The sequence below is a fragment of the Geomonas agri genome (assembly GCF_020179605.1).
Lineage (GTDB): Bacteria > Desulfobacterota > Desulfuromonadia > Geobacterales > Geobacteraceae > Geomonas > Geomonas agri.
Map to the genome: position 1 here is coordinate 1,034,963 of NZ_JAINZO010000002.1, position 13,672 is coordinate 1,048,634.

The following is a 13,672-nucleotide window of genomic DNA, read 5'->3' on the forward strand; positions in this document are numbered from 1 at the left end:
AGCAAAGCCCAAAGAGGACCATTGAGATTCCGAAGGATCAAGTAGCTGAAAGCCCATGATCAAGGTTGTATTCCCTTGAGATCGTTCTCCTTCTGTATGGGTTAAAGAAGACCCTTTAGCTCTTATTAGAGCGCGAGCCTCATGAATTGTCAATGGCAAGTGCGTCAGGAAAAACGCAGGGGATCATTCAGTTTTCAAGGCAGCCGGTGGGCATTGTTGATAAACCGGTGCGAGGACGTACGGTGATGCTTCCTGGGGTACATTCGCGTCCGGCTCGGGGACGTGCAACGACCCGGGCCGACATTGTTCGGTCGACAGTGTTTGTTCAGGTCTCAAGCTGCATCGAATTTATGTTGATTCGATGGAACAATTCCTTTCGGGTATTCACGCAAAAAAGGTTGTATGAATTTGCGACAGTGAGTCGCATTTTTTATGTGGCATTGTCCCGCGCCCAGTGTGCCTTTAGCGCGACCTCCCGTGTAAGCCGCTGGATATTTTTTGCACCTGTTGTCACTCAACCCGACACCAAGACGCCGTTTTTACGGTTATTTCCGGGCCCTGGCGCTGGCACGGCACCTGCACTAATGCCCGTCGACAACAACGTGAATCCAAACCGCGTACCACCGGAGGTAAATCATGAAAGCAAAGCATTTCCTCGCCGTCCTTCCCTTGCTGTGGTCTGCCGCGCCTTCTGCCGCAGTCGAACTCTCCCCGCTGGAAAGCCTGGGGAAAGCCCTTTTCTTCGACCCTTCCCTGTCCAATCCTCCGGGCCAGTCCTGTGCGTCCTGTCATGACCCCGCAACCGGTTGGACGTCCCCCGATGCGAATGCAAACGCCGGCGGCGGGGTGCTGCACGGGGTAATCCACACCAGGTTCGGCAACCGCAAGCCCCCCACCGTGGCATACGCAGGCTACACCCCCTTGATGCACCGTCCCGGGGACATGACCGGCGGCATGGGGACCGGCGGCGGGATGGGAGGTGGTGGCATGGGACCGGGTAGCGGTATGGGCAGCGGTATGGGGCCGGGGGGGATGGGGCCGGGGGGGATGGGGCCGGGCATGGGCAACATGACGCCGGACACCATCGTCGGTGGGCTCTTCTGGGACGGGCGCGCCTCGGGGTGGAGCCTTGGCGACCCGCTCGCGGAGCAGGCGATGGGCCCCTTCCTCAACCCGCTGGAGCAGGCCAATCCCAACGCCAAGCACGTCTGTCTCAGCGTCATGCGCACGGATACGGCAGTGGAGTTCGAGAAGGTCTGGGGGGCGGGGTCGCTCGACTGCGTGAAGGATGTCGACGGCACCTACGAGCGCATCGCGCGCTCCATCGCCGCGTATGAGCGCTCCGGCGAGGTAACCGCTTTCAGTTCCAAGTTCGATACTTTCTGGAATAACAGCGCGGGCAAGATGCCGCCGGTCCCGATGATCAACATGATGAACTGGACCAGGTTCAAGGGGCGCGGCCTCGACGACATGGAACTCAAGGGCCTCATGATCTTCAACACCAAGGGGAAATGTTCCACCTGTCACATGCTGCAGCCGATGAACGGGAGCCCATACCCGCTCTTCACCGATTTCAAGTACCATAACCTCGGCATGCCCATGAACCCGCTCAACCCCTTCTACGAGATGCCGCGCCAATGGAACCCGAAGGGGGACCAATGGGTTGACCAGGGGCTCGGGGCGTTCCTTGCCAAGACGCAGGGAATGACGTCCGGCGACGGTACCGACCGCGATTACCGGAGTTTCGCTGCCGCCAACACCGGCAAGCACAGGACACCTACCCTGCGTAACGTGGACAAGCGTCCCTCGCCCGATTTTGTGAAGGCCTACGGGCACAACGGCTACTTCAAGAGCCTGCAGGAGATCGTTCACTTCTACAACCTGCGGGACGTGCTCCCGCTGTGCGATTCTCCCAATCCTCCCAAGGATGCCATGGGTGGCGCGACCTGTTTCCCGGCCGCGGAGGTGGCGGATAACGTCAACCGTACCGATCTCGGCAATCTCGGCCTTACTCAGCAGGAAGGGATGGCCCTCATACAGTTCATGAAGGCACTCACCGACCTCTGAGGCTGCCAAGGGATGTGCGGAACGAAAAGAGCCCCCGGCTGACGCCGGGGGCTCTTTTCGCTGCTGCGGGCCGGGGTATCCCGGTGGGGTTGTCTTGCTAGGGCAACACGGTGAAGCTGGAACTGGATGTGCCAGTGCCGCCGGCGGTGGTGACCGAGATCCTGCCAGACTTGGCACCGGTCGGAACCGTCACCACGACCGTTCCGGCCGAGCGGACGGTGAACGATGCGTTCACCCCGCCGATCCGTGCCGAGGTGATGCCTCCCAGGTTGCTGCCGGTCACGGTGATGGCAGTTCCCACTTTACCGGAGCTGGGCGAGAAGCTCTTGATGCGCGGCGCGACGCTCTTCGAGGAGACCGAAAAGCTGGAGCTGCTGGTCGCGGTGCCGGCGGCGGTGGTCACCGTGATCCGGCCGCTGGTCGCCCCGGCGGGAACGCCGGTGACCAAGGTGGTCGCCGAGATCACCGTGAAGGGAGCGCTGACGCCGTTGAACTTGACGCTGGTGGCGCCGGTGAAGTTGGCGCCGGTGACGGTGACCGCAGTCCCGACGCCACCGTAACCCGGGGTAAAGCTGGAGATGACCGGACTGGAGACGACCGGAGTGCTGGTCACGCTGAAGGAGCTCGTGCTGGTGGCAGTGCCGTTGGCGGTGGTGACGCTGACGGGGCCGGTGGTGGCGCCTTGCGGCACGATGGCGCTCAGTTGGGCCGCGGACACCTCGCTAAAGCTCGCGCTGGTGCCGTTGAACTTGACCTGGCTTACCCCAACCAGGTTGGCACCGTTGATGGTGACTACGGTCCCGGCGGGGCCGGAGGCGGGAGTGAAGCCGCTGATTGAAGGTGCGGGGTAGACCACGGTGAGGACCGCAACGGTGCTGGTAGCCGAACCCGCGTTGTTGCTCACCACCGCGTAGTACGAACCGGCATTGGCGGAACTGGCAGAGGCGATGGAGAGAACGGATGTGGTTGCGCCGGCAATGGCGGTGCCGTTTTTGAACCACTGGTAGCTGAGGGGGGCGCTACCGGAGGCCGCGACGGTAAAGCTCGCAGCAGAGCCCGCGTTTACGGTGACGCTGGCCGGATTCTGGGTGATGATAGGGGCGCCCGGGGCGATGGTAACGGTGCCGGTGCCGAGGTTAGAGTTCTTGGCGCCGTCGTAGGCGGCAAAGGTGAAGGTGTCGGTTCCGGTGAAACCTTCACCGGGGAAGTAGGTGGCGACGCCGTTGGCAAGGCCGACGCTGCCGTTGGCCGGCTGGCTCACGATGCGCAGCACTGCGTTGGTCCCGGTTACCGGAATGGTCATGGTAACCGGAATCCCTGCCACTCCGGACCCGGTCACGTTACCGACGGTGGGGGCAGTGGCGCTGTTGAACGAGGAGTTGGACGGACCCTGGTGGCAGGTGTAGCAGCCAATGGTGGCGCCGCGGAAAAAGGTCTGGGTGCCGAAGTCGCCCAGATTGAGGGTGCGGTTCGCCTGCATCCTGGAGAGGACGGTGCCCCGATAGTCGGTGCCGTGGCAGGCCTTGCAGGAGGCGACCCCTACGCTGCTGATCATGTCGTGGTGCCCGCTTACCCAGCTCTGGCCAACCGGGTGCATGCCGTGCGGTCCGCCGTTGGCGGTGGTGGGCGTCGTGGCGTGGCAGGCGGTGCACTCGACGGTGGTCCCTGCGTGTCCCTGGAGCTGGACGTTTCTGATGTTGTCGTTGCGCTGGGACGTGGGGAATTCGGCATGGGTGGAGCCGTGGCAGGCCGAGCACTGCAGGCCGCCGTGGCCGACGGAGAAGCGGTACAGCGAAAGTCCCGGCGCCGGGGTGTCAGCAGTGGTGGCAAAGGTCTGGTCGGCGGGGATGCGGGGCAAACCGTTGCTGTCCAAGGCGCTGGTATAGCGGATCTGTCCGCTGTTCTTGACGGCGGTGCCGGTATGGCAGCTCTGGCAGTTGGGTTCCATGAACCAGCCGACCCTCGAGCTCGAGCCGACCTGCGACATGCTGCCGTGGCAGCTCTGGCACTGCATGGCCATGGACCCGTCGGCGGCGATGGCGCTCCCCATTGCGCCGCGCAGGCAGCGCGTGGCCGAACCGGGGTGACAGCGGTAGCATGCGTTACGGTTGGTGGCGTCGTTCAGGGTGACGTTAAGCACCGGGTCCTGCACGGTGGCGTGCTTGGTGTGCATCGATGTGGTGAGCGGCGGCACGCTGCCGTTGGCGCTGGTGAAGCTGGCTGTCCCGAGGGCTTCGGAGGAATGGCAGGCAGCGCACAGGATCGGTCTGCCGGCGGCTACGGTGGCATAGAGTCCATTGGGGTTGAGCCCCTTGGCGGCGAGGGCGTCCTTGTAAAGGGCACCGTTTTGGGCGAACTGCTGCTCGTCGTGCAGACGGATGATGTTCAGGCGGTAATCCCGGTCCTTGGTGGTGGCAAAGACCCAGCCGGCAGCGGGTTGGGCCGCCGCCATGGTTCCGGAGCTGTGGCAGGTGCTGCAATCCATCTCGTCGGACACCGGAAGGACGATGTCGCTCTTGGCGATCACCGTGTTGCTTGCGTCGCGCGCCACAAGGCGCATGAGCGGGTAGGAGTTCTTGTTCCCCTTGTCGTCGATCGGCGTCAGCGGGATCCCCTCGGCGCGGAACCAGTTGACCGGGGTTGAGACCCCGGGAGCGGGGGCGTTGTAGGTTTCGAATCTCATCTGCTGTGGGACGTTGGCGGCGCCGGGCATGTTCCAGCCGACCAGCCCGGTGTCGGCGCTGGCCGAGGCCGGCAGGCCGTAGAGGGCGTTGGCAAACAGCCCCCAGTTCCCCTTGCTGATGGAGGTGGAGTTGATCGAGCCGTCGGGGTCGGCGACGGCCTCGTAGCTAACCGTGTAGCCTGAGCCGCTCTGTACCAGCTTGCCACCCACGAGGAGCTGTGCCTCGATGGTGTTGTAGGGGGGGAGGATGGAAAAGACGGAGTAATCGCTGTCCATGCAGTGCATGCCCAGGTTGTTCCAGCCGAGAATGGCGGCGCTGGCCCCGAAGGCCTGCGACATGAGCCCGGAAAAGGCGAGGCAACAGAGTACGACGATGAATACCAGGCGGGTTTGTTTCATGAAACCTCCTTTTTGCGAAAAGCTTGGTTGTCCTTCCCGGCGGCAGACGCCTCCGGGACTCCTTTGGATGAGCGGGGACATCCCGCTTACCGTGAACAACTCCGGGTGTGCGCACAAAAAAAGCCGGGTTGCTTCGATATCGTGAGATATTTCGGCAACCCGGCTGTCTCGGTGAGACCCTATAGGCTTTCCGCCCCATCCTCGCGGATGGTTTAGTATTATCGTCTATCTATTTTACGTGAGGCTGTGTGTGAAGCTCAGTCAGTGGCTGGGCTTCCGGCTTGCTCTCAGCTTGCCGTTGAACTGTCTCAGAAAAAAGTGACGGGAATGTAGCATGTTGCATTGCTTCAGTAAAGTATATTTTTATTTATATTTGACTATATCGCATTATAAATTCCCAACAAAATTGTTTCCCGCGTTGCAACCTGCTGCTTTCATTTAAGCTCCCGCCGAAGGCGAACCCGCGACAGGACCCGTTGTCACTGATCGTCCTGTCCGGATGCCGGATGGGGCGGTTACTTCCCCCAGGGACCGCAAGAGAGGAGAGCGGCAAACGAAAAAGGCCCTTGGATTTCTCCAAGGGTCTTTTCAATAAATGGTCGGAATGAGAGGATTCGAACCTCCGCCCCCCTGCTCCCGAAGCAGGTGCGCTACATTCCGAAGAAATTATTTTTTAGCACTTGCGGTCAGTTTTGTTTCAAGTTGAAAGACGGGGCAGGGAACGGAGGGGGAACTAATGGGGACCAGATAAAGCACCAACCCGGATGGCACGTATCCTATCCCGTGACTGTAGCGTAGTCTACCACTCGACAAAACTATTAGAAATGTGTATATAATACCGCCTGACAGCCTCTTTGACATGCCACTTGTAGAGACCCTACCCAAAGAACCAGTCTCAACTGCCTCTGCCGGACCGGTCAGTCATCTCCACATCCTTGGCTTGAGCTCATGGTCATAGACAATGATTGTCATCAAAGCAGTAATCATGCAATTAAACCTTCCAATGCGGAAGGTTACCAAAAACTGGGGTGGTTTAACAATGACGAGGCCATGGCCAAACAGCTCTACATAGCTTTGATGAGCATCTTGAAGAAATGAACCATGTCAATCAAGGATTGAAAATCGACACTTCAGGCAATTCAATATCATGTTTAAAGTAAGGCTACAGAACATCTGAATTCAAAATCATTTACACAAATACTTAACAGGCCCCTGTTTTATAGTTACACATAGCTTATCCAAGCTATTCTAGCAGGCTGGTATCGTTATTGTATTAACGTGAGGATATTCATGACAGTACAAAATGGAATAATCAAAACCCCTAAAAATGCTAACAATTTACAGTTAATATTATCACGTTCATGGCCCATAATCATAATCCTTCTTGCTGCTACGCAATGCATCTACACAGGGTGGGGGCGCTGGGGTGATTTGATTGTCGATACCGGCCGGGAATTGGAATGGCCAAGACGGATATTACAAGGTGAGAGCCTATATTCGGACCTGCGGTTCAACTATGGCCCCTTCAGCCCCTATTTCAATGCACTTTTGTACCGGCTATTCGGTGTTAAACTTGAGGTTCTTGCCGGTGCCGGCGCCACATCGGCTCTGATTGCTGGGTTCACTTTGTATGCCTTAGGCCGGCGCTTTATTTCCAGACTTGGTGCAACAATCGTTGTTCTTTCCTTTTTCTATCTTTGTGCGTTTTCCCATTATTTACAGCGCGGAATATTCAATTGGGTCCTTCCACATACTTTTGCTGCAACCTATGGCATGCTCGCCGCCTTGCTCTCTCTATATTTTCTGGTTCGACATGCTCAGGATGGGAAATATACAGATCAGGTGGTTGCCGTTTTTTTTGTCGGCTTGTCAGCACTTTGCAAGGTTGAAGCTTTTTTCCCGGCCTTGGTTGCCTATGGCGTGTGGATATTGGCTACGGATTCTATTTCACGCCGAAGAGCAGTCCCAGTGGCTTTTTGTTTTTTCATGTTAGTTGCAGCAGTATATGGATTCTTCTCCATCCGTGTTGGATTTCCCCTTTGGCGAGACAATCTTGCAGGTGTAGCGAACCCCGGCTCTGATTACTTTATCAAGTTTATGATGGGATTTCAGGATAGTTACGGGAACCTGCTTTACTTACTATATGGTATTTGTTATCTTGCATCGGCTATTGTGCTAGGTGTTGGAACTGCAACAATAGTTAAACGTGATAATATTAATCCTTATCTTAAGTCAGTGTGCATCATGCTGGTTTTTATCTTGGTCGCTGCAGTTCCTAATTTTGTTCTGAGTGAACCTGACTTATTATATCAAACAACTCCAGTAATTTCAGTAGCCGTTTTGTTGTTTTTATTTTATAAATATATCAGGCAATCTGCTGAGCGCAGTAAAGTTCTCCCAGATATTCTAGTTTGGATTTTTGCACTGGCCAGTATTCCGAGAATAATTTTTCAGGTCACCCCGCAATTCTATGGATACTACATGCTGCCACCGGCAATTTTGGGGCTTGGAATTTTTCTCTATAGCTACATGCCACGTCTGTTCAAGGATCTGTGGGGGTACGGGGCGATGGTTGCTATTGGAACAGCACTCCTTTCAGGAACGATGATAGGTACCTACTTGGTTTCACTCGAACGTATGGCCAAAAAAACGGTGGCCCTCACGTCACCTAGAGGAGAGATGTGGCTAACTCCAACTGTTGCTGAAATGTTCATCCCATTGATGGAGAAGATAAAAACCTTCCCACGTGACACAAAGTTACTAATAATACCTGAGGCATCTGCGATAAATTTTCTGGTCGAACGCCAGGGTGTCGACGGGATGTTCAGTCATCTACCTATGGACTACTACGGGGGCTTCACAGATGAAGCGGTCTTGGTGCGCTACAAAATGTCACCGCCCGAACTTATCTTGTTCTATGACTCTTACATGCCGCATTTTGGTGATGCAAGGTATGGAGTGACGTATGGCAGGAAGGTATACAGATGGATAATTCAGAATTATATACCGATAACGGATCTTAGAGAAGACGCCGTCTTGCTGATACCAAAAGCAAAAGTTGCGGGGAGGCAGTGATTGTGTTTGCTACACTTTTCAATAATATAATTTACAGGTTAAAGAACGAGGCACCAGCTCGCTATGCTCTCTTGACGATCAGCATACTAGCGGTAATTGTTCGGTTCTATGGAATTTCTCGGAGGAGCATCTGGTTTGATGAAGGGGTAACCATAGGGGTTGTGCGGCTCCCTCTGATGGATCATCTGCGTCATGCATGTGATATTTGCTTGAACAATCAGATGCTTTATTATTTCCTGCTGAAGCCATGGCACTACTTTTTGGGAGATACAGAAATAGCCTTCCGAGGTTTTTCTGCTATGGTTTCAGTAGCCGGAATAGTTATTATATTTCTGTTAGGAAAGCAACTTTTTGGCGCTAAAGCTGGGCTTATTGCGGCATTAATTCTAGCCTTTCATCCAGCCTCAATCAGGTACGCGCAAGAAGCACGAAGCTATAGTCTTGCTATCTTTTTAATCTTGCTTTCATCGTTTTATCTGGCAAGGGTCATTGATGGAGGAAGTCGTGGTGACATGATTGCCTGGATAATATTCACAGCCTCTTCATTTTATTCACATTTCTTTGCTGGACTAATTTTTGAGGTTCAACTTATTGCAATCCTATCCTTAGGACTTACAGAATTAAAAAAACGCAAGGGTTTAATGTTGGCAACTTCAGCCATTGTGCTTCTGGCTCTGCCTGTAATATTTTTTATGATTCGTGAACCAAAATCAACCTTGTTATGGATTGCCCCAATAAGCATCAGTAGAGTCTTCGAACTTGCTGTATTTCTTGCTGGGGGGTCTAAGTGGCTGTTGGGCATATTTTCTTTTGTCATTTTATATCTTGCAATCATTCTCATAAAATCAAATAAAAAAGATTATTTGCCGGTCCTACTAGTGCTATTATGGACAATCCTACCTCTTACAACGATGGCTCTTGTTTCATTAAAACAGCCGATTCTCATAGAAAGATATGTCTTATTTACGGTACCGGGGTTGGCCTTGGCAGTGGGCTTTGTATTTGGAATGATTTTGAATCAAACTTCGAAAATTTGTACTGCCTCAATCATTTTAATTCTTATGCTTATTTTATCAATTGACATATATGAAATACACTTGCTAAACAAATTACCTTATCCAGCAGGTAACGCTGATTGGAAAAAGGCGGCTACCGAGGTCTCAATGGCAACTTTATCCGGGGATGGCATAATTTATAACCAGTCTTGGAGCGGACTCACTTTTGAATATTATTTCGATCGCTTACCCCAAAGACCCAAAATGCTTCAAACAGACATATTATTTAATGATGCATTCAATTTGAAAAGTATTTCGGAGTTAGATCGTGTATGGCTTGTTGAGTTCGCAGAAGTTCATGATTTAAGTGTAAATATATCCAATATACTAACCCAAAACCATCCCTTTGTAAGTTGGAAGGAATATAATGGAGTGTTGAGAGTGATACTATTCGACTCAAAACAACGATTTCACGGTGATGGCTCATTTGGAAACTAATATATTGCACAGTTTGTATAGTTGATACTACTTAAGATACGGAAGCAGGCAATCAATTGAGATTTGAAAAAAAAAATATTATTATAGTGTTATTTGTTGTGGGCTCACTGCTTCGCATCCTTCTGTGCAGCTCAAGCCCGACCGGCAATGCGTTCGACAACCATTACACCCCAATATCCATTATCATGGAGACAGGTGAAATTGCGGCAAAAGATGCATGCCCACAATGTTATCATCCGCCGGTATTTTACCTGGTCTCTGCAGTAATCGGGAAAATTGTCCTTGGGACTGGGTTGGACGTAAGATATGTTATGAAACTGATCCAGTTTTCTTGTTGTTTATACGGGATCTTGACGTTGTACGTAATATATCTGATCCTGTCGAAGATGAACATTTCGGATTTTTCACGGGCCATCGCATTTGGAACTGTCTGTTTTCTGCCGCGGCACATATATATGTCGGCAATGAACTCAAATGACGCCATCAGTTATCTTTTCGTTTCCTTGTGTGTATATCTGATGTTGCTCCTGCTAGAAACCAATTTAAAATACAAATATCAAGTGATGCTGAGCGTAGCGGTAATCGTTGCTGTTTTTATCAAATACACCTGCTATATATTGCTGCCTGCCTTTGCAGTATTATCTTTACTTCTTCTGAAGTCAAAAGAGTTTCCCAGAAAAAAATTGATAAGCTTTGCTCTTTTATCATACGGATTGCCCGCATTGCTTCTCTGTGGCTACTCTTTATACAATTACAATACGTACGGGACGTTTCTTCCGGACAATGTTGCCGCTGCAAGTATTTTAAAACAACCTCAGGACCCAGGAGGTGTTAATTTCTTTACTTTCAAGCCTTGGCTCAGTATTCAGAATCCATTTCTGGCGCCTGGTAAATTGGGCTCATTCTGGACGCTTATATACAGCAGTACATGGTATGATATCGATGCAATGTTCATTCGTTTTTTCGACAACAAAGAATCTCTCTGGGAGCCTTATTACGACTGGCTTAAAGGATATGTTGCTTTTCCTGACCCCAGACTGATAGTACCTCATTATGCAAGTAACATGGGGGCGGTACTTGTGACTTTGGGACTGATGCCATTATGTTTTACGGTCCTCGGTTTCTTTATTGCTGTGAAGAACAGCTTTTACAGCTATACAAAAAAAAATGAGCAATCTCTATCAGAATGGTATAAAACACCTCTATTTATTATGTTGGCACTGTTCAATATTGCTCTCATAGTCGCTTTCACAGTGAAAAGGCCCTTCTACAGTAGCATAAAGTCATCCTATATTCTTAATGCTTTGCCTGCGTATGCTATTTTCCTGAGCTTTGGCATCATGAGTTTACGAAAATTCTTAGACAATAAATATATAGCCATATTTTTTGGCTCGATATTCATATTTGTAATTATACACATAAATTACATTGTTTACCACATTGGCATATTCAACTACTGATTTATACTGTTAAATAAATTTAGCTATTACGAGTTGCTGACTATATCAATACGTCCAAAATAATATATTTTAGCTCAGAAGGAATTAAATTAATGAAATTATCTGTTGTTATCCCAATTTATAACGAAAAATCCACTATCAAGGAAATTTATGAGTGCGTTAAAGCCGTAGAGATCGACAAGGAAATAATATTGGTGGACGACTATTCAACTGATGGAACTCGTGAGATACTTTCTAGTTTTGTTGATGATGCAACTAAAGTTGTCATGCATGATAAAAATATGGGAAAAGGAGCCGCTTTGAGAACGGGCTTTCAACACGCAACAGGTGATATGGTAATTGTTCAAGATGCCGATCTTGAGTATGACCCTAGCCAATACCCGAAATTAATTCAGCCAATTCTGGATGGTAAGGCCGATGTCGTTTATGGTTCTCGTTTTGTGTCAGGCGATTACCGCAGAGTCCTTTACTTTTGGCATATGGTCGGGAACTCGTTTTTGACACTTGTTTCCAATATGTTTACCAACCTAAATTTAACAGATATGGAAACCTGTTATAAAGTTTTTAGAAGAGAAGTATTGGATAAGATTACTATTGAGGAAAACCGTTTTGGTTTCGAACCCGAGATAACGGCGAAGATTTCAAAATTGGATTTGAGGATTTACGAAATTGGGATTTCATACTCGGGCAGGACTTACAAAGAAGGAAAGAAAATTGGCTGGAAGGATGGTTTTTCCGCTCTTAGATGCATATTGAAATATAACGTTTTATCATAATTAAAATAAATGTATAATTAAATCAATAAATACGACTTATTAACTTCACAATTAGTATCTGTAAAGTATTTTTGTAAATAATAGATTTACCACTCAAGCCCCTTTGGCCATCCAGCCACTGGGGTTTTTTTGTCTAATCCAAACTTGAAAGAGGTGAACCCGCTTCTGGAAGTTGTTCAAGGCCCTGCGCCGTACAGGTCACAGATGGAACCACAAGCGCGTCTACCGGGTCTACTGCGATCTTTGTGATTCACCCACGGCCACCGGTAGGTGCTTCCGGGCACTCTTTAATATTCATCGACGAGTACAATAACAGAAAAGGGGTGGTGGAATCTTTCCCCACCCCTTTCAAATAAAGTATTAATCGGAGAAGCGCAATGAGTGACGGCTAAAAAAATATTCCGAGTGGCTTTCGAAAGCGGCGGACATCGAGCCGTTCAAATATCGCTACATCAGAAATCCGGCTTGCAGCAGACAACTACAATAGCAGCGTTAAAATCGACGTCTGCATAATAAATGAACCGGATGCCATAACTCGAGTGAAGGAATTGACCATTGCTCAAACTATCCGTAATGCGATTGAGCGAAAGCTGCTAAAAACTGTCGGCTGCAAGCTAACCAGCGCTATGCGCATTTGTCGGACGCGGGGCTCAAGAAGGCGACCGAAAGCGTCTCCGCACTGCTGGACCAAGCGGTAGCATGAGATTTCCCCCGGCCCCGGAAACGGGCCGGGGGCTTTCCTGCGAGAGCAATAAAAAATCAATCGAAAGGAGGAGGGCGAATATGCCGTATGTTTACGATCGAAAGATGCTAGAGGACGCGAAGAGTGGGGGGGGCACGTGGTGGCCGAGGCGGGACCCAGTGACACGGAGGTCGTAGCAGAAGACGGCGCGACCGTCCTGCTGGACGAGAGAAGAACAGCGGTTCCCGCACCGTACACCTTAACGCGAAGAGTAAAGCCGTCTTGGAAAAGTTAGGCCGGGGGCATCGTGAAAATCGCGTATATGGGTGCAGGGTTCTCCTCTGGAAAAGGGAAGCATTAGGTATGAAGGTAGAGGGGCTGTGGTTTCTACGATCTCCTGGATAGAGTTTACCTGAGCTGTATAGAATGATTGACTGTTGCACAGAGGGGCAGTATAGTGTTTGCTAATTGGTATATACTTACGTGCTATTTTTCAAACTACTTAAAGCATATCTGATGCTAGGTGCAATTTCAGCCTTTATCACTGTGCCTCATAGAAATGGCCGTTTTGATTTTAAAGAGTTTAAGGCTCATTATTTGTTCTGGCCTTTTTTTCTGCTGATCAAACTTGGAGATGCAATATATAAAATAAAATCTGTGTCATCACCGCCTGTCCCACCTGCGTCGCCTACAAAGGCCACCCAATGCACCCCAGTTGCACCTTCTGCCGAATTATTAGAAACCGTCAGAACTTCCTCTTTGGAGTCGCAATCAATGTCGGATGGTTTAGAACCGGTCTGTCCTAAATGTGAGCGGAAGATGATGCGCAGGACTGGGCGATACGTGCAGTTCTGGGGATGCTCAAATTATCCTCGCTGTCGGGGAACTCGTGACATACTCAAGACTGAGGTGTAACTATGGTTCTCGGTATCTTACTATTTGCGTTCGGTGCTTATCTTGTTGTGGTTGCACAACAAGATGCACAAAAGAAGGGCAGAAGTACCCTGAGTAATATTCTTCTCTTCGGAGGAATCGCT

Annotated in this window: 7 protein-coding genes, 1 tRNA gene and 1 riboswitch; of the genes, 6 read left to right on the forward strand and 2 right to left on the reverse strand. The window is 50.5% G+C overall.

Annotated features, from left to right (window positions below; translation table 11 throughout):
- Positions 1-636 precede the first annotated feature (636 nt).
- Complete coding sequence (locus K7R21_RS15960; RefSeq protein ID WP_224984270.1) at positions 637-2,067, forward strand: cytochrome-c peroxidase; 1,431 nt, start codon at positions 637-639, stop codon at positions 2,065-2,067.
- 97 nt (positions 2,068-2,164) lie between these two features.
- On the opposite strand, the gene K7R21_RS15965 is transcribed toward K7R21_RS15960, so the two are convergent.
- Positions 2,165-5,149, reverse strand: a complete 2,985-nt coding sequence (locus K7R21_RS15965; protein WP_224984271.1) for an IPT/TIG domain-containing protein — start codon at positions 5,147-5,149, stop codon at positions 2,165-2,167.
- A gap of 150 nt (positions 5,150-5,299) precedes the next feature.
- A riboswitch (cyclic di-GMP riboswitch) is annotated at positions 5,300-5,376 on the reverse strand.
- A 369-nt stretch (positions 5,377-5,745) separates the two neighbouring features.
- Positions 5,746-5,809 (reverse strand) — tRNA-Pro (locus tag K7R21_RS15970).
- A 630-nt stretch (positions 5,810-6,439) separates the two neighbouring features.
- Here K7R21_RS15970 and K7R21_RS15975 point away from each other — a divergent pair.
- The 5 genes from K7R21_RS15975 (at position 6,440) to K7R21_RS15995 (ending at position 13,550) form a co-directional block, all read left to right on the forward strand.
- On the forward strand, positions 6,440-8,224 hold the full coding sequence (locus K7R21_RS15975; protein ID WP_224984272.1) for an ArnT family glycosyltransferase: 1,785 nt from the start codon (positions 6,440-6,442) through the stop codon (positions 8,222-8,224).
- Between the two features lie 209 nt (positions 8,225-8,433).
- Positions 8,434-9,717 carry a glycosyltransferase family 39 protein gene (locus K7R21_RS15980; RefSeq protein WP_224984273.1) on the forward strand — a complete coding sequence of 428 codons (1,284 nt, stop codon included), beginning with the start codon at positions 8,434-8,436 and terminating at the stop codon, positions 9,715-9,717.
- 56 nt (positions 9,718-9,773) lie between these two features.
- Positions 9,774-11,177, forward strand: coding sequence for a hypothetical protein (locus K7R21_RS15985; protein ID WP_224984274.1), 1,404 nt, complete (start codon positions 9,774-9,776; stop codon positions 11,175-11,177).
- Between the two features lie 92 nt (positions 11,178-11,269).
- Complete coding sequence (locus tag K7R21_RS15990; RefSeq protein ID WP_224984275.1) at positions 11,270-11,953, forward strand: glycosyltransferase family 2 protein; 684 nt, start codon at positions 11,270-11,272, stop codon at positions 11,951-11,953.
- Between the two features lie 1,456 nt (positions 11,954-13,409).
- Complete coding sequence (locus tag K7R21_RS15995; RefSeq protein WP_224984915.1) at positions 13,410-13,550, forward strand: topoisomerase DNA-binding C4 zinc finger domain-containing protein; 141 nt, start codon at positions 13,410-13,412, stop codon at positions 13,548-13,550.
- The last annotated feature ends 122 nt before the right edge of the window (positions 13,551-13,672 follow it).

Coding starts and splice junctions, on each gene's coding strand:
- K7R21_RS15960 (WP_224984270.1), top strand. CDS start 637: ATGAAAGCAAAGCATTTCCTCGCCGTCCTTCCCTTGCTGTGGTCTGCC.
- K7R21_RS15965 (WP_224984271.1), bottom strand. CDS start 5,149: ATGAAACAAACCCGCCTGGTATTCATCGTCGTACTCTGTTGCCTCGCC.
- K7R21_RS15975 (WP_224984272.1), top strand. CDS start 6,440: ATGACAGTACAAAATGGAATAATCAAAACCCCTAAAAATGCTAACAAT.
- K7R21_RS15995 (WP_224984915.1), top strand. CDS start 13,410: ATGTCGGATGGTTTAGAACCGGTCTGTCCTAAATGTGAGCGGAAGATG.
- K7R21_RS15990 (WP_224984275.1), top strand. CDS start 11,270: ATGAAATTATCTGTTGTTATCCCAATTTATAACGAAAAATCCACTATC.